General features: G+C 63.6%; 14 protein-coding genes. 4 read left to right on the top strand and 10 right to left on the bottom strand.

Annotated elements, in window-relative coordinates:
* Nucleotides 1-17: 17 nt before the first annotated feature.
* From DL237_RS18790 to DL237_RS18775, 4 genes are all read right to left on the bottom strand, one after another.
* Nucleotides 18-1,409 (bottom strand): Coenzyme F420 hydrogenase/dehydrogenase, beta subunit C-terminal domain, encoded by a 1,392-nt coding sequence (locus DL237_RS18790; protein WP_233545064.1) that lies wholly within the window; start codon nucleotides 1,407-1,409, stop codon nucleotides 18-20.
* Between the two features lie 59 nt (nucleotides 1,410-1,468).
* Nucleotides 1,469-2,266, bottom strand: coding sequence for a Stf0 family sulfotransferase (locus DL237_RS18785; RefSeq protein WP_158585685.1), 798 nt, complete (start codon nucleotides 2,264-2,266; stop codon nucleotides 1,469-1,471).
* A gap of 72 nt (nucleotides 2,267-2,338) precedes the next feature.
* Complete coding sequence (locus DL237_RS18780) at nucleotides 2,339-3,568, bottom strand: glycosyltransferase family 4 protein (RefSeq protein ID WP_158585684.1); 1,230 nt, start codon at nucleotides 3,566-3,568, stop codon at nucleotides 2,339-2,341.
* A gap of 28 nt (nucleotides 3,569-3,596) precedes the next feature.
* On the bottom strand, nucleotides 3,597-4,904 hold the full coding sequence (locus tag DL237_RS18775; protein WP_119400585.1) for a polysaccharide pyruvyl transferase family protein: 1,308 nt from the start codon (nucleotides 4,902-4,904) through the stop codon (nucleotides 3,597-3,599).
* A 379-nt stretch (nucleotides 4,905-5,283) separates the two neighbouring features.
* Here DL237_RS18775 and DL237_RS18770 point away from each other — a divergent pair, with 379 nt between their 5' ends.
* Together DL237_RS18770 and DL237_RS18765 are read left to right on the top strand one after the other, a co-directional pair.
* A complete protein-coding gene (locus DL237_RS18770) occupies nucleotides 5,284-5,550 on the top strand; it encodes a spike base protein, RCAP_Rcc01079 family (protein WP_119400584.1) in 267 nt (88 codons plus the stop codon).
* On the top strand, nucleotides 5,550-6,458 hold the full coding sequence (locus tag DL237_RS18765; RefSeq protein WP_119400583.1) for a phage head spike fiber domain-containing protein: 909 nt from the start codon (nucleotides 5,550-5,552) through the stop codon (nucleotides 6,456-6,458). Before DL237_RS18770 ends, DL237_RS18765 begins: the two co-directional genes overlap by 1 nt.
* Before the next feature lie 18 nt (nucleotides 6,459-6,476).
* On the opposite strand, the gene DL237_RS18760 is transcribed toward DL237_RS18765, so the two are convergent.
* From DL237_RS18760 to DL237_RS18740, 5 genes are all read right to left on the bottom strand, one after another.
* On the bottom strand, nucleotides 6,477-7,655 hold the full coding sequence (locus DL237_RS18760; RefSeq protein WP_119400582.1) for a glycosyltransferase: 1,179 nt from the start codon (nucleotides 7,653-7,655) through the stop codon (nucleotides 6,477-6,479).
* 84 nt (nucleotides 7,656-7,739) lie between these two features.
* Nucleotides 7,740-8,906 carry a nucleotide sugar dehydrogenase gene (locus tag DL237_RS18755; RefSeq protein WP_119400581.1) on the bottom strand — a complete coding sequence of 389 codons (1,167 nt, stop codon included), beginning with the start codon at nucleotides 8,904-8,906 and terminating at the stop codon, nucleotides 7,740-7,742.
* A gap of 66 nt (nucleotides 8,907-8,972) precedes the next feature.
* The gene (locus DL237_RS18750; protein ID WP_119400580.1) at nucleotides 8,973-10,409 is read right to left on the bottom strand and encodes a mannose-1-phosphate guanylyltransferase/mannose-6-phosphate isomerase; all 1,437 of its coding nucleotides are present in this window, start codon (nucleotides 10,407-10,409) and stop codon (nucleotides 8,973-8,975) included.
* 256 nt (nucleotides 10,410-10,665) lie between these two features.
* Nucleotides 10,666-11,670, bottom strand: coding sequence for an acyltransferase family protein (locus DL237_RS18745; protein ID WP_119400579.1), 1,005 nt, complete (start codon nucleotides 11,668-11,670; stop codon nucleotides 10,666-10,668).
* Nucleotides 11,671-11,836: 166 nt separating this feature from the next.
* Nucleotides 11,837-12,889, bottom strand: a complete 1,053-nt coding sequence (locus DL237_RS18740; protein WP_407691922.1) for a replication initiator protein A — start codon at nucleotides 12,887-12,889, stop codon at nucleotides 11,837-11,839.
* Nucleotides 12,890-13,361: 472 nt separating this feature from the next.
* Between DL237_RS18740 and DL237_RS18735 the strand changes: the two genes are divergently transcribed.
* Both DL237_RS18735 and DL237_RS18730 read left to right on the top strand, forming a co-directional pair.
* Nucleotides 13,362-14,750, top strand: a complete 1,389-nt coding sequence (locus tag DL237_RS18735) for an AAA family ATPase (RefSeq protein WP_119400578.1) — start codon at nucleotides 13,362-13,364, stop codon at nucleotides 14,748-14,750.
* A gap of 167 nt (nucleotides 14,751-14,917) precedes the next feature.
* On the top strand, nucleotides 14,918-16,075 hold the full coding sequence (locus DL237_RS18730) for a ParB N-terminal domain-containing protein (RefSeq protein WP_119400577.1): 1,158 nt from the start codon (nucleotides 14,918-14,920) through the stop codon (nucleotides 16,073-16,075).
* Nucleotides 16,076-16,228: 153 nt separating this feature from the next.
* On the opposite strand, the gene DL237_RS18725 is transcribed toward DL237_RS18730, so the two are convergent.
* The coding region (locus tag DL237_RS18725; protein WP_119400300.1) for an adenylyl-sulfate kinase at nucleotides 16,229-16,437 on the bottom strand (209 nt) is incomplete at its 5' end.

The following is a 16,437-nucleotide window of genomic DNA, read 5'->3' as shown; positions in this document are numbered from 1 at the left end:
CACCGGGACCTAAAACCCTATGCAGCAGGGCGTAGGGTGCGGACGAGTTTGCGTATCACACGCTTCACCAGGTTCTTCAGGCCGCCTTTTTCGGCGCGGCGATAAATCGCCTGCATTCGGTCGGCATAGCCCTGCATCTCGCGGTAAAAGGCAGGCATGTCTCCGCTCTTGCGGGCCTCCAGCCAGGCGGTATGGCTGCGCGCCGCCATGTCGCGCCGGATCTCGACGATCTTCTTGCGGTCTGCCGGCAGGGTAAACTGCCCCGGAGCGACGCGCTTTTTCGGCACCATCCGACCAGCTGCGACATCCAGTTCCAGCCGGTAGGACAGGCCTTCGCGACGATGGCGGAAATTGCCGGCCTGGGTCTTTTCCAGATCGGCGAGGTCGATGGTCTCGAGCGTGATGTCGTCTTGCGCTTCGGCAAAGATTTCCGCCGCCTCGGTCGTGCGGCAGAGCACGACGTTGGTACCGCGCCAGTTCGCCTCGAAGCGGGGCAACCAGGCATCCCCAAAACAGATGTCCGCCGTTTCGGCAAAGATGTCGTCGCAATAATCGCAGGCCTTCAGCTGGAACAGCGCATGCCCCCAGTTCCCCCCCAACAGGGTGCGCGACATCCGGGTTTTCCAGGCCTCCTGCCCCGCTGCGCGCACGCCGAAGGAATAGGCGTTTGCCGGGGCTTCGGGGTCTTTCACGCGGAAATCCACCGCACCAACCTGCTGGGGCGGGACGCCCAGCTGATCGGCCATCGCTTGTGAAAACGCGCCGCTTTTCATGTGGCCGCAGACCAGCCCGACATGCCAGACCAGCTGTGACTTTAGCACTGCATCCTCATTGGCCAATGCCCGCATCGATTTCACGAAACAGGGAACACCGACAAAGGCGTAGCGGCGACCATTGCCCCGGATCCGGGCGATGACGTCGGAAAACTGCACGGCGTAATACTGGGATTTGCGCCGGCCCAGCACCTCGTCCGCGCTCTCGGAGACCGTGAAATCATAGAGCGGTTGCTGCGTACCGGTGCTGCCGACATGGATCACCCCATCGATGCGGCCCTGTTCCAGCAGCCGCAGCAGGAACCAGCTGGTCAGCCCGCCGGAACTGCTGCCCAGAACCTGCGCATCGTCGTTGATATGGCCTGCATGAAGCGTCTGGTAATAACCCGCGCTCTCTGCCCGGTGATCCACGCGCCCCTCGTAGAGATCCTGGGCGAGGTCCGTTTCGTCCCGCGAGGCATCCGAGAACGGACAGACCCGGTTTGCCGCCTCCAGCACCTCGGGCGCGGCATCGGCAAGCTGCGGCAGGTAGGTCTGTTCATCGCTGCGCTGCATCTTGATGCTCTGGCTGGCCACGGCAGCGCAACCGCCACAGCCCACACAGAACCCACCTGAAACGACATCCTTGATATCCACGCTCAACTCGCTTTCCAACTTGCCAACTTGGGTGTCCCGGCCCGGAGGCCCGGGTGGGCCTACTTCAGCTTGTGCAGGACGTTGCGCATGATCCGCACCCCAGAACGGCCCTTTGTCCGGTTCAGATCCTCGCGGTAGGCCTCGATCCATTTCTCGGCCAGACCGCCGGATTGCTTGCGGGTGCGCGGCTGGTCGGGAATGGCGGCCTCGGCGAGGTCGATCCCCGCGAAATCCGCGATCCGCCGCAGCACATTCGCCGTATCCGTGCGCGACGCTTCGAATTCCACCGTCAGGGCGGGCACACCGGCCGCAGCCAGCTCGCTGTCCCAGAGGGCATTGTGCAGGGCCACCCGTTCGACCTCGGCCCGGATCGCCTCGTAATCATAGACGGGGGTCTTGCCGTTGCCCGTCATCGAGCTGATCCAGACGCCGGTCTGACGTGCCACGCAGAGAGAGATTGCCTGACGCAGCAGATCGGCGCGCACCACACGCACCACCACGGGATTCGGGAAAAAATCCAGCGCCGCCTGCAGGCCCCCGAAGAGGGACAGGTGTTCATAGTGAAGTTTGGCCGCAAAGACGCCGTTCCGGGTCGTGCGCCGCTTCATGATTTCGCGCAGGGCCGATTTCATGTCGGGCTGACCCAGGCGGCGCTGCCATTCCTCGGCGTTCTGCGGCGGCGAATATTCAAACGGGCGCCCCATGGCATCGGTCGCCGTCATCGCGTGGCCCAGCATGTGACTGCCCGAACGCGGTGTCGAGGCGATGATGATCGTCCGCTCGGGGGCGGGGGCATCAGCGATGTCGTACTCAGGCGAAAACTGGTCTTCGTAGGCATGTGTCGAGGTCGTTTGCATACCCTTCACCCCCTGTATTCGTGATGTCATCCGTATCATGTCCGGCGATGTCGATCGCCGGGCACCCTGATCTCAGGCGCCCGAAAGGCACCGGCTGAGGGCACTGGCCTGCTCTGCGTTCCAACGCTCGGCCTCGGCATAGGCGGCGGCGCCCATTTCCCGGCGCAATGCCTCGTCGCGGGCAAAGCGCACGATCTCGGCGGCAAAGGCCGCATAATCGCGATCGCCGACAATGACGACGCCCTTGCGATAGCTCTCGGGCAGGCCGCGCACCCCGGTCTCTGTCGAGATTGTCGGCACACCTGCGGCCATTGCATCCAGTAGCTTGATGTTGATGCCGGTGCCAACCAGCATCGGGTTCACCGACAGCGGCGAGCGCTGGAAAGCATCCTTGAGGTCATCGACCCGCCCCAGCTTGGTCACGTTTGCCATGTCCGGGACCTGGCTGCAGATCGACCCGACCAGCGCCAGATCGAAATCAGGGATCTCTTGCACCACCAACGGCAGGACGTTGTCGATGAAATCGCGGATGGCCTGGCGGTTGGAGGGGTTGTTGGAGGCCAGGAACATTGCCGTGTGGCCATTGCTGAAGTCCTCGATGGCATCCCCGAGGTTCAGGAAATGGCTGACGATGTCGATCTCGGGTCCATTCCCGCGCCCATTCCCCTGGGAACCGCCCTGCCCGTCCGATGCGAGCTGCTTTCTAAAGCGCTCGGCCTCTTCTTCCTGAATGGCCAGGATCGCATCGGCCCGCCGGAACCCGGCGTTTTCATCCTCGGGGCGCAGCGAGATCCAGTAACCGATCTTCATGCCCTGGGCGAGGTAGGATTTATGTCGGTCGCCAAAGGCGTCATGGGTATCCAGCAGCCGCCGTGCGGCTTTCGGAAAGGCCTCGAAGACGCGGGAGTTGAAGACATATTCGACGATCACGGCATCGGCATCCCGCCCGACCTCTTTCAGGCGGGCCTGCCAGCGATCGCTCCAGGTCTGATCAAGCGCGGAATAATGCCCGGTCTCGAAGCCCATCAGGCGCAGCGCCTTGCGCACCCCGAGGCGCACCTTGCGGCGGGCGCGATAGAGCTTGTGGCCAAAGGCACCGCCATTGTCGATCTGCACGTAATTATCCGCACCGAAGGCCGCCGCATGGGCTGCAGGATCGCCCTGGTCCAGTTCGGAGGGCAGCGACACGAAGGTCAGCTCATGCCCCAGGTCGGTGATGGCCCGGGCCAGTTCCCGAATCCGGCTGCGGTTGCCGGCCGTGGTCGGAAAGGCGGGAACGCTGGTGACGAGGACGATTTTCATGCGGGGCATCCGTCTCTGCAGCACATCGTCAGACGGTTTCCTGCGCAGTATAGCGCGTGTAGTTTTCCCGGGCCAGATCAAGCACCTTGGGCTTTGCCTCGGCAACGATCCCGGTCAGGTCCGGCAGCGCGGTCACAAAGTCTTCCATGTTGCTGGCCAGCGCGTCGGGTGTGTCGAAAATCGCCGGAGGCAGCAGCAGCGAGCGCGGCAGGCCGAAATGGCGGTAGAGCCCTTCGAACTTGTCCTGATAGGTCAGGCTCAGCACCGGCACGCCTTTCCCAAGTGCGGCAATCGCCAGGTGCATCCGCCCCGTGATCACCCCGTCCAGATGCCCCGCCACAGCCTTCAGGTCGGCCGCACGGTGTTCGCCATCCAGGTAGTGCAGGTTGGTCAGGCCCGCAGCCTTCAGGCGGTCGAAGATCGGGCGCAGGCAGGTCGCATCACCATCCGAACCGCGATAATCATGCGGCAGCATCAGCCAGGACACCGGCTGCCTGCCGGAAACATCCCGCAGCGCGGTCACGGAGGCGGCGACGATCTTTTCCACGTCCGCCTCGGTCGCGCCCTTGATCAGCATCGGGTGCACATTCACGCCGACCACGCTGCGCTGCGCCGCGCGCTGCGCTTCGACCCAGGCCACGGCCTCGGGGTCGGCATGGCCGGGGGCCAGGGTAAAGGCGGAATCGGCCACGAGACGGGGTGTGACGGGGGCGAAGGCCCTGACCCGGTCAAAGGAAATCTCGTCCCGCATGTTCAGATCGACCCGTTTGTCGAGCCGTCCATAGACCGCGGCCAGCGCAGGGGCGGGCTTGTCGTTGAAGCTGCAGCCCAGGATCGTCGCGGGAATGCCGTTGCGCACGGCGAGGTCGGCGGCGATCAGGATGCGGGCGGTCGAGGTGACACTGTAATAGCCATCCATGATATCCGCCCCCAGGGCGATCATCGCGTCATAGGGCGCGCCCTTGAAACGGTCCGCCATGGCCTGGGGAAAATCTTTCATCGGGGGCAGGATCACCGGAGTGAACCCCTTGGCGCGCACGATCTCGCTGGCGCCCGCGCTGCAGAACATGTCGACGGCCAGATCGGGATGCACGGTGCGGAACATGTCCACGGTGGCGGTGATCATCGCATCGTCGCCCAGGGCGCCTGTGATGGCGTCCAGATCACTGGGGAAAATCAGGATCCGTCCGCGCTTTTGCGACAGGGTGGCGGCCTTGCCCTGCGCGGCGGCCTGCGCCCAGTTGTTCAGCACCTCGTCCCAGTTTTTCCTGGCCCTGTAGGCATGAATACGGTTCCGCAATGCTGGGGGGAGCAAGGCACTAACTATGCGTTTCATTTGATATTATCTCGGGTTTCTGAAAATTCGGGTCCGGGCGGCGCGGAAATCGGATGGATGCGCCTGAAGTATCATCTCATGTCCCCATGACGCCAATGCGTCTGAGTAAAGTATAGCTGTTCAATTACCTTCAAGGCTTATTCCCCACGCTCCGCCATGTCGAGATGAAGCCGGCGAAAAATCAGGGCGAATGTCGCGGGATCTTGCGCATGGCGGTAAGTTGAGCAGTCGCCCGGCCCGCCCCTGCAGCCCCTGCCGTCGCAGGTGCGGCGCACGGTGGCAGAAGATACGGTTAAGCATTCACTTCTAGAACCTCCTGCAATGCAACGTCGCACGGGCCGTGCAGATTTGCCCCCCGGACCATGTAGAGGAGAGTTAAGTGAGAAATCCCTTTGAAAGCCGCGCCCAGGCCCTCAACGGACCCAGCCAGGATCTTGTCCCGGTGACGCCTGCCGATGACACGGATCTGGCGCAGGTCGCCGTCGCTCTCTTTGTCGAAACCGCTGGAACGATCGCCTTCATGTCCGTCAAGGGAGAGCTGCGGTCGGTCAAGGTTGGTGATTTTTCCATTCTGCCGGTCGGTGTGCGCCAGGTCCAGGCCAGTGGCACGACCGCCTCGGGTATCCATGCCTTCATGGTGACATGATGATCGGTCTCGATCATTCCATCGCAACGCTGGCCGGGGGGCGACCCGCAGCGCGCGCCCTGGCCAGCTTCGATTGCACCACCGGCAGCCTGCCCGCCGGGCTGTCGCTGACCCGGGCCGGGCCTGCGCCACAGATCGGGGCCACCGGTCTGTTTGCCACGGTCGGTGCCGATACCGCCCGCCTGGCCCGCGATCCTCTCTCTCCGGTCATTCTGGGCCTGCTGATCGAAGCTGCCGCCAGCAACCGACTGCCCTACAGCCATGACCTGACCCAGGCCGCTGTCTGGCAATCTCCGAACGGCCTGACCATCTCGGCCTCGGCCGAGACCTCGCCCGATGGCACGACGAACGCCTCCATGGTCTCGGGCAGCGACGGTTTCCTCTATGCCCTGATCCCCGCCACCCCGGGCGAGACGCTGACCTTCAGCTACTATCGCAAGTTCGGCACCGCGAGCGAGAACCGCCTTGCGGTCTACAACCAGACGGCCCTGAGCTTCATCACAAGCGCCACCCCGACCACCGCCTATGAAACGGACATCCATGGCAATGGCTGGACCCGCATCGCGCATGTCTTCACCGTCCCTGCGGGCTGCACCGAGATCCGGGTTTACCCGCACCGGGTAGATTCCATGCCGGCCGCCGCAGGCACGATTCACCTCTGGGGGCTTCAGGTCGAACAGGGCAGCAACGCCAGTTCCCCTATCCATACCAGCGGTGCGCCCGCCACACGTGCCGCCGATATCGCCGCACTCGAAACTCTGTCGGGGACATATGATGTACGTCTGACCTATGGCGACATGTCTGTCGGGGTGCTGCCTGACCAGGGGATCACGCCGGGCTGGTGGCCCCCCCTCGGCAAGGCCCAGCTGCGCCGGATCGAGGTCTTCTCGGACGGGGTTCTGGGCTAGGCATCCACGTCTGCGCGTTCAGGCCAATTGCGCGCGCACGCAGTCCTCCAGCTCCCGGCGGAACCGCGCCACGCCAAAGCTGAGGGCATTGTTGCGGCAGGCCTCGGCATTGAAGGCCGAAAGCTCGGCCTCGAAACGGTCGACCGCTGCACCCAGATCCTCGGCTGTCTGGCGGTCGAACCAGACGCCCGTCGGATCATCCATGCCAAGGTTGCGCACCGTTTCCGCGGTCCCGCCATGGCCAAGCGCGATCACCGGACAGCCGCAGGCCTGTGCCTCGACCGGGACGATGCCGAAATCTTCCTTGGCGGCAAAGACGAAGGCACGGGCCTTCTGCATCTTTTCGCGCAGGGTCTCGAAAGGCACATGGCCCAGCAATTCGATATTCGCCCCGGCCAATGCGCGCACCTTGTCCATTTCCGGGCCATCGCCAGAGACGACCAGTTTCAGATGCGGGCGGGCGTTGAAGGCCGCGACGATCATCGGGATCCGCTTGTAGGGCACCATGCGTGATGCGGTGAAATAGAACTCCTCGCGCGGGCCGGTCCCGAGGTCGAAGGCCGAGGTGTCCACGGGGGGATAGATGACCTGGGCCTCGCGCCGCCAGGTTTTCCAGATCCGCTTGCGGATGAACTCGGAATTCGCGACGTAGTGATCGACCTGCGCCACGGTGCGCATGTCCCATTTGCGGAACCGGTGCATCATCTCGCGCGCGGCGCGTTTCTTCAGCCCGGCGGCAAAGCCCCCCAGCTCATCGATATATTCGTGCGTCAGATCCCAGGCATAGCGGGCCGGGCTGTGAATATAGGCGATATGGGGCTGCTCGGGCGAGGTGATGACCCCCTTGGCCAGCGCCGCCGAGGAGCTCAGCACCACCTCGTGATGGGTCACGTTGAATTCCTCGATCGCGCGGGTGCATTGCAGCAGCAGGTAGCGATAGTATTTCTGCACGCCGGGCCAGGTGTTCAGCCGGCTGACCTCGATCGGTGCACCGCCAGAGACCTCGGCCCGCTCGGCCGCGCTCAGGAAATCGAACAGCGTGTATATCTTGCTGTTGGGAAAGGTGGCTGCCATCTGCTGCACCACCCGCTCGCCCCCGGCCAGACCGGGCATCCAGTCATGCACGATCCCGACATCCAGTTGCGGGCGCGGCGCACCCGATGCTTCGGAACCCAATTCGCCAGCGATCTCGGTCATGGAAATCCTCTTCGGGCCGGGGCCCGCCAATAGAATACTTGGGTCATCGCCCCGCAGGCAAATCCGCGGGGCCGTCCAGCCTGATCAATCCGCGCCGAACAGGTCGCGGGTAAAGATCTTGTCGGCCACGTCGCTCAGCTCAGCCGTCATCCGGTTGGCCAGGATCACATCCGATTCCGCCTTGAACGCCGCCAGGTCGCGCACGACACGGGAATTGAAGAAGGTCTCCTCGGCCAGCGCGGGTTCGTAGACGATGACCTCGATCCCCTTGGCCTTGATGCGCTTCATGATGCCCTGGATCGAACTGTCGCGGAAATTGTCCGAGCCGGTCTTCATCACCAGCCGGTGCACACCGACGATCTTCGGTTTCAGCGCGATGATCCGCTCGGCCATGAAATCCTTGCGGGTGCGGTTGGCATCGACGATGGCGCGGATCAGGTTCTGCGGCACCTCGGTGTAATTGGCCAGCAGCTGCTTGGTATCCTTGGGCAGGCAATACCCGCCATATCCGAAGGAGGGGTTGTTGTAATGGCTGCCGATCCGGGGGTCATGGCCGATCCCTTCGATGACATCGCGGCTGTTCAGCCCGTTGCTCATCGCATAGCTGTCGAGTTCGTTGAAATAGGCCACGCGCATGGCAAGGTAGGTATTGGCGAACAGCTTGATCGCCTCCGCCTCGGAGGACCCGGTGAAGATAACCGGGATATCCTGTTTCAGCGCCCCTTCCTGCAACAGCGCCGCAAAGGTCTCGGCGCGCGCCGACCGCTCACCCACCACGATCCGGCTGGGGTGCAGGTTGTCATAGAGCGCCTTGCCCTCGCGCAGGAATTCCGGGCTGAAGATGACATTGTCGCAGCCCATCGTCTCGCGCAGCGAGGCGGTGTAGCCCACCGGGATCGTCGACTTGATGACGATCGTGGCGGCCGGGTTGATCCGGTTGACCGCCCGGATCACGGATTCGACGGAACTGGTGTCAAAATGGTTGGTGACCGCGTCGTAATTCGTCGGGGTCGACACGATGACGTAATCGGCCCCCTGAAAGGCCTGCACCTGATCCGTCGTGGCGGTCAGGTTCAGGGTCTTTTCGGCCAGATAATGTTCGATCTCGGCGTCCACGATCGGGCTCTTGCCGGCATTGACCAGCGCCACCCGATGTTCCGACAGGTCCAGCGCCACGACGTCGTGGTGCTGGGCCAGCAGAACCGCATTCGAGAGACCGACGTATCCGATTCCCGCGACGGCTATTTTCATTGTGTCTTCCTCGCAACCGATGCCGATGGATCACGCCCCGGCGTTGTGCCGGGGCAGGCTCCGATCTCAGCTTCGGGCATAGACGTCTTCGTAACGAACGATGTCATCCTCGCCGACATAGGCGCCGGTCTGGACCTCGATCAGGACCATCGGCACCTTGCCGGGGTTCTCCATGCGGTGCACACAGCCAAGCGGCAGGTAGACCGACTGGTTTTCCGTGACCAGTTTGACCTCATCGTCGATGGTCACGCGGGCGGTACCCTCCACCACGATCCAGTGTTCGGACCGGTGGAAATGCGATTGCAGGCTCAGCGCCGCACCGGGATGGACCATGATGCGCTTCACCTGGAAACGCCCGCCCACGACAAGGCTCTCGAACCAGCCCCAAGGGCGGTGATCTTTCGGGAAATGCGTGGCCTGCGCCGCGCCCTTGGCCTTGAGCGCCGAGACCGCCAGCTTGACGTCCTGCGCACGGGTCATGTCGGCCACCAGAACCGCGTCGTTCATCGCGATGACCATGATGTTCTCAAGCCCGATGCCGACGACTTCCAGGCGTTCGCTCTCGGACCGCAGCAAGGTGTTGGAACAATCGATCGCCGTGGCCTCGCCACTGGTGGCGACGCCGTTTTCGTCGGGGCCGGTTTCGCGCCAGACGGCATCCCAGCCGCCCAGGTCCGACCAGGCCTCGGCAAAGGGCACGACCGACAGGTTCGGCGCCTTTTCCATGACCGCGTAATCGATCGAGATGTCTTCGGCACCGCCCCAGTGTTCGGGGGACAGGCGCAGGAAACCGAGATCGGTCTTGGCCTCGGCCAATGATGCCTTGACCGGGGCCAGCAGACCCGGTGCCAGAGCCTCGAAGGCCGCGATCATGTCCTTGGCGCGGAACAGGAAGATCCCGGCGTTCCACAGGAAGGTACCAGCCGCCAGCATTTCGGCCGCGCGCGCCGCGTCGGGTTTTTCCACAAAGCGCGACAGCTTGACCGGCTGGCCGTCGGATTTTTCCGACAGCTCCAGATAGCCATAGGCGGTTTCGGCATGTGTCGGGGTGATTCCGAAGGTGACCATGTCACCGGCGGCGACCGCCTCCAGCCCCAGGGCCACGGCGGCGTGAAAGGCCGCCGCATCGGGCACGACGTGATCCGAGGGGGCCACCAGCATGATCGCTTCGGGGTCCGTTTCAGCCTGGCGCAGGGCCGCGGCCAGGATCGCGGGCGCCGTGTTGCGCCCTTCCGGCTCGATCAGAATCGCGCCCGGATCGATACCGGCACCGGCCAGCTGCTCGGTGACGATGAAACGGAAATCGGCATTGGTCAGCACCATCGGCGCGCCAAAGGACAGCGTTTCGGTTGTGCCCGACAGCCGTTTTGCAGACGCCTGAAACAGCGTCTCTTCTCCGACCAGGGGAACGAATTGTTTCGGGTAGCTCTTGCGGGAAAGTGGCCAAAGCCGGGTACCGGAGCCGCCACAAAGAAGGACCGGGGTAATTTGGGTGAATGGCATCGTATCGAAACCTATGCGTAAAAATTCTTATGCCGTCACTGTTAGCAGGCTTCGCCCAAGGCTCAACCCCTCGCAAGCGGGTCACCGGGATCGCGCCGGACATTCTGTGCTGCGGCGCGGCACAATGAGGCAAAGCCCGATCTGGCGATACAAAAAATTCACATCCCCAGCGGCGGATCGCACCGCCGCGCACAGCGCAAATCCCCGGCAAAGGCGCAGGAACGGGCCTCTGGCCACGACGCCCGGACAAGTGGCCCTATCGCTGGGGCAGGCCGGCGAAGCGCGCGATTTTCAGCCGCTGCATCACGACCAGCGCGATCAGTGGCAGTACGACCCCGGCCATCGTGCCCAGGACAACAAGGAGCGCAGGCGAAGAAATGCCGAACCCCGACAGGATGATGCGTGTTCCGGCGGCGGCCAGGATATGCATCACGTAGATCGCGATCACGTTCTGACCGATATAGGACAACCAGCCCCCGACCCCCTCAAGCATCTGCGCCAGCATGATGACCATGCCGATTCCTGCCAGCGTCACAGGCAACATCACCAGCGCATAATAGCCATCGACCGGCACACCGGCGAACAAGGCCAGACCAGCCCCCCCGGCCCAGACAATCAGACAGCCCAACCCGACCAGCGCCCGCGGCCCCGCAGCAAGGCGCGGCGGCTGCCACAGCACCCCGGCCACGTAGAAGGCAAAGAAGTACAGGATCTGAAACAGGATCCAGCCGTCCATATCCCGCGCCAGCGGTGACAGCAGCAGCAGCACGGCCGCCACAGCCATCATCGGCCACCCCGGCCGCCAGACAGACACCACGCCGACATAGATCAGCAGCACGTAGAGGAACCAGAAGGGCGAGATCGGGAAAATCGGGATCAGCAGCAGGTCGGCCCATCCCTTGTTGCCATTGGTGCTGCCGGCCAGCACCACCTGCACCGCGCCCTGCAACAGGGAAAACACCAGATAGGGCAGCACGATGGCGCGGGCGCGGCGGGCAAAGAACCCCGGCTTCTCGCGCGAGGGGCGCACGTTCATCCCGCTGAGAAAGAAGAACAGCGGCATGTGAAAGGTATAGATCGCGAAATCGACCTGACGCCAGACCGGGTCCGCCAGGATATGGGAGCTGAACAGCCCCCGCACCACATGTCCGTAAACGACGAGGACGATGCCGATCGCCCGGCCGATATCCAGCCAGACGATGCGCCCGCCCTGGGCCTGGCCTGACGTGCGTGACCCTGAGGCCTGTTGCTGAATGCTCATATGTGATCCCGTGAAATATCTGGTCGGTAAAAATGTCTGGTGTTCCCAGGGCAAAGGCGCACGCCGTTCGCCGCGTTTGCGAACCTGCAAAGGCAAACACCCGTAAGGCGGAACTGGCAATGCCTCTTGAGGGGCAAGCCGTCCCCTGCCGCAAGGCAGGCCGCCATCACGCCCCGGATGCAGCCTTCTTCTTCACAAAGCCCAGAAAGGCGGCGTCGGCCGAGCGCAGCCTTGGCCGGCCAGACGCCGCCCAGAAGCCGCGCCATTCCGCCTCCAGCGCATAGACGTCCGCGCCGGGCAGCAGGCTGCGCGCCTGCGCCATCGCGGCGACCGACAGCGGTGGCGCCTCGGGGCCTGTCGTTTCGGTCAGACGGTTGCGCGAGGAAAAGCGGATGATGTCGCCCGGTTCCTCGGCGATCTCGTAATCAGGCAGATGGTCGGTTTCGATCATGTCGCGGATCATCTTTCGGAACACCCGGCGCGGGCTGGCGCTGCCGGACTTGTTCAGCAGCACCTCGACCGAGACGCGCCAGCTGTCCTGACGTCCGCAATGCTTGCGCGCCAGTTCGTAGATCCGCCGCTCCAGCGGTTTGCGCAGACGGAAATAATCCCGGCTCAGCGTCAGCACCGATTTCGACATCACCGCCCGAAACAGCCAATCGCTCAGCGTGATCGACACGCTCATCATCCGCCCCCCCCGGCTCTTGCGCACGATCTCCCAGCTCTCGATCAGGCCGAAGCCGCTGGTGATTTCCTTGTCGCCGGTCACGATATTGGTGGTGATGCGGGTCCCCGCCAGACGCTCGAAGGCCTCGCGCAGACGACGATAGGCATCACCGCTGGTTTCGCGATTGGTCGCCACCAGCAGATCATGCGCCCGCAGCGTCAGGGTGCGGCCGACCGCACGCCCGGCGTTGATCGCCGCCATCAGCTGGCTGATGCAAAAGATCAGGATGTCCTTGTCGTGGATCGTCGCCAGGCCCTTGACGCTCGGCGTCACCTCGATCTGGGTGCCACGATGTTCATAGGACAGGATGCGCCTGTCCGGCCGCGTCGAGAGGCTGAACACCGGATGCTCCATCGTCGCCATGTCATCCTTGGGGATGGCATCCAGGATATCGCAGATAAAGAAATCGACCTGCGGATAGCGGTCAGGCAAGAGGGTACCCTGCCCTGCTCCACCGGGAGTCCTGCCCCCCATGCTCATCGCTGCGGCCATGCCTGTGCCCGTCCTGCTGCCCGTTTCGCCTCGGCTGCCGCCCCTTCGGACAACACCCTGAACCCGGTCCGGATCGCCCCCCATGCCTGTCGCGGGACCTCCGGCCTTTTCGTGGTTTCATTGACACCCACCCTAATCCTGCCCGCGCGCCCGGTCCAGTCTTCGCAACGTGGCTTCGGAGTCGCTTCAACGGGGGTTCAGAGTCGCCTTATCGTGGGTTTGGAATCGCCCGATCCGATTGAAGGGGGAAAATTAAAAATGAAATCAATATGCTAAGCTGTTCACCCAAAGGGCGTAACACTCTAAATAACACGAATATAACACATACAAAAAAATCACCCCGCCTCCTGACTGACCATTTCCCCCTCTGGAAGCCCCGGATTTTCCTAGAAAAAAGGAATCAGATGCCGGGAGTTGTTCCATATGCGCGTTTTCGTGATATCTTGGTGAAAACACAGCACATGAGGCAGTGATGAAAGACGAGCACCCGCCCTATTTCAACATCGACCCGGACCGCGCCCTGCGCGATCTCGATGCGCCCTTTTCGACCGAACGCTTCAGCGATCTGGCCCGGGCCTGCACCCGCGGGCGGGCGGATCTCGCTTCGCGCGGGATGAACGATCAGGGGCGCAAATCACTGCGCCTGTTCTCCACCTGGGAGATTACCCGCTACCTGATCCCCGTGGCCACCCCGCATTTCCGCCGGGTGCTGAAGGCCAACCCGGATCTGCCTCAGGGCCAGTCTGAAACCGAGGGCGGCTCGAAATGGTTCACCCTCGACGAGGTGCTGCGCCTGCGCACCCATTTCGCCGCCGAAGGATCGAAGGCGAAGGAATACAAACCCTACCGCCCCGAAGGTCTGCCTGCCAAGATGGTCGCCGTGGCGAACTTCAAGGGGGGCGTCGGCAAGACGTCGACTGCTGCGCATCTGGCAATGTCGGCCGCCCTTGATGGCTACAAGGTGCTGGTGATCGATCTGGATTCCCAGGGGTCCATGACCTCGATCTTCGGTGGTCAGGTCGAGGATGAATGGCAGACCGTCTTTCCCCTGCTGGCCCGTCATTATGCCACCCATCTGCGCACCGAGAACCAGCGCCGCATCGAACGCGGCGATCCGCCCCTGCCGATGGAGGACACCCTGAACGAAGCGCTTTCGGTCAAGGCCCCGGACCTGATCCAGAAAACCCACTGGCCCAATATCGACCTGATCGGTGCCCAGCTGAACCTCTACTGGTCCGAATTCCAGATCCCGGTATGGCGGATGCAGGCCCGCACCTGGAAGCTCTGGGATGCGCTGACCGAAGTGCTGGAACAGGACGGTGTGCTGGACGATTACGACGTGATCTTTCTCGATACCCCCCCTGCCCTGGGCTATCTCACGATCAACGGTCTGGCGGCGGCGGATATCCTGCTGGTGCCGGTGGGGGCTTCGTTCCTCGAATTCGATTCCACGGGGCGTTTCTTCGACATGCTGCATTCGACCTTCGCCAGCATAGAGGAGGGCGAGAATATCGCCGCACGCGCGCTCGGGCGGCCCGAACTGGCCTTTGAATGGGACGCGGTGCGTGCTGTCATCACCCGCTACGACGGCGCCCAGCAGGGCGAGCTGGCGGCGCTGATGCAGGCCTACCTCGGGCGGACCCTGACCCCCGAGCGGCAGGATTTCACTGCCCTGATCGGACAGGCGGGTGAGCGGGTGAATGGCATCTACGAGGCCGATTATCGCGACTTCAACCGTGAAACCTATGCCCGTGGTCGCGCCACCTTCGATGAAACCTATGCGGCTTTCAAACGCCTGCTTCTGGGCACCTGGCGCCGGGACGAGATCGAGGCCGCAGCCATGCAGGAGCCTGCGCAATGACGTTCCGGCATGACGCGCCTGCCCGCTTTGCTCGCCCCGCTCACCCGGCAAAATGTTTCGCGCGCGAAACAAATGCCACGGTTCCTGTAGCCGGCGCACGCTGCCGCCATATCCTGTTAACCCTGTTGCCCGACCCTGCGGGACGACCCTGACCAAGGAGGCCCCGCATGGCCAAACGCAAACGCCTGACCCCCGCGAACCCTGATTTCCTGGGCACCGATACCCCGGCAACACCCGACACCGAGGCGCCGCGCCCGGAGCCGATGCCTGACGACCTCGAAACCAAGGGCTATCCTCTGGGGATCGCGCGCACCCGCAATCGCCCTGCCTCGCCCTCTCGTCCGCCGATTGCCCAGGTCGCGGGCGAGGCATCGGCCGCGGCCGCCCTGTCGGAGCTGACCGAGGCGATGCGCCAGGCCCGCAGCGAAGGACGACTGGTCCAGTCGCTGAAACTGGGGGATATCGACCTCGCCCATCTTGTGCGGGACCGCCTGATGGCGGACGAGGCAGACCTGACGACGCTTGTCGACTCCTTGCGCAAACGTGGCCAGCAAACCCCGATCGAGGTGGTCGACAGGGGAGAGGCCAGCCGCCCGCGCTATGGGCTGATTTCAGGGTGGCGTCGGATTGCCGCGTTGGAGCGTCTGTCCCGCGAGGATGCTCGCTTCGGACAGGTTCTGGCGCTTGTGCGGGCCCCGAAAAACGCCGCCGAAGCCTATGTCGCGATGGTCGAGGAAAACGAGATCCGCGTCGGACTCAGCTATTATGAACGCGCCCGGATTGCCGTGAAATCGGTCGAGCAGGGCGTCTATCCCGATCTCAAGACCGCGCTGAACAGCCTGTTTGAAAATGTTTCGCGCGCGAAACGGTCCAAGATCAAGAGCTTTACCACCCTGGTCGAGGCGCTGGATGGCGTGTTGCGCTTTCCGACAGCGATTGGCGAACGTCTGGGGCTGGACCTGGCAAAGCACCTGGGCGAACGTCCCGATCTGCGTGGCCGCCTGCGCACCGATCTGGTGGCGCGGCCGCCCGACTCCCCCGAGGCCGAACAGGCGCACCTTGCCGATGCCCTGTCTCAGGGCGCCGTGGGGGCGGAGAGTGCCAGCCCCACGGCAGCACGCCAGCCCATCGAACCCGTTGCGGTGACGCCCCCCGCGCCGCAACCCGATGCGCCGAAACAGCCGCGCCGCGAGGTTCGGGTTGGCGACGTAAAGACGCGTTTCGATGCTGACACGGGCGAGGTGCATCTGGCCGGTCCCGGCGTCGACATGCGCTTTCTGGTCGAGCTTGAAACCTGGCTGCGCCGGCGCGAAGACCGCGACTGACCCCGCCTCGGCGATCAACGGGCAGGGACGGCTGCCTGAAATGTTTCGCGCGCGAAACAAACCGCCCCGGAGGATGTCTCCGGGGCGGTTCTGGTTTTGACGTTTGCGCGCGTGCGACCGGCCTGGTGCGCCGGGCTGGTCCCGTTGAGGGGGTCAGTTGCCGTTGATGAGGCCCATGCTTTCGAGCTTGAGCAGGACCTGGTGGGCGCAGTTGTCGACGTCGACGCTCTCGGTTTCCAGGCGCAGTTCGGGGGTTTCGGGGACATCGTAGGGGTCCGAGATCCCGGTGAACTCCTTGATCTTGCCTTCGCGCGCCAGCTTGTAGAGGCCCTTGCGGTCGCGGCGTTCGCATTCCTCGATCG

The sequence above is a fragment of the Pseudooceanicola sediminis genome, from assembly GCF_003575965.1.
GTDB lineage: Bacteria > Pseudomonadota > Alphaproteobacteria > Rhodobacterales > Rhodobacteraceae > Pseudooceanicola > Pseudooceanicola sediminis.
Note: the sequence above shows the minus strand (reverse complement) of the source record. Positions and strands in the feature narration are given on the sequence as shown.

Coding starts and splice junctions, on each gene's coding strand:
- DL237_RS18765 (WP_119400583.1), top strand. CDS start 5,550: ATGATCGGTCTCGATCATTCCATCGCAACGCTGGCCGGGGGGCGACCC.
- DL237_RS18735 (WP_119400578.1), top strand. CDS start 13,362: ATGAAAGACGAGCACCCGCCCTATTTCAACATCGACCCGGACCGCGCC.
- DL237_RS18745 (WP_119400579.1), bottom strand. CDS start 11,670: ATGAGCATTCAGCAACAGGCCTCAGGGTCACGCACGTCAGGCCAGGCC.
- DL237_RS18775 (WP_119400585.1), bottom strand. CDS start 4,904: ATGAAACGCATAGTTAGTGCCTTGCTCCCCCCAGCATTGCGGAACCGT.
- DL237_RS18730 (WP_119400577.1), top strand. CDS start 14,918: ATGGCCAAACGCAAACGCCTGACCCCCGCGAACCCTGATTTCCTGGGC.
- DL237_RS18740 (WP_407691922.1), bottom strand. CDS start 12,889: ATGGCCGCAGCGATGAGCATGGGGGGCAGGACTCCCGGTGGAGCAGGG.
- DL237_RS18780 (WP_158585684.1), bottom strand. CDS start 3,568: ATGAAAATCGTCCTCGTCACCAGCGTTCCCGCCTTTCCGACCACGGCC.
- DL237_RS18750 (WP_119400580.1), bottom strand. CDS start 10,409: ATGCCATTCACCCAAATTACCCCGGTCCTTCTTTGTGGCGGCTCCGGT.
- DL237_RS18760 (WP_119400582.1), bottom strand. CDS start 7,655: ATGACCGAGATCGCTGGCGAATTGGGTTCCGAAGCATCGGGTGCGCCG.
- DL237_RS18785 (WP_158585685.1), bottom strand. CDS start 2,266: ATGCAAACGACCTCGACACATGCCTACGAAGACCAGTTTTCGCCTGAG.
- DL237_RS18755 (WP_119400581.1), bottom strand. CDS start 8,906: ATGAAAATAGCCGTCGCGGGAATCGGATACGTCGGTCTCTCGAATGCG.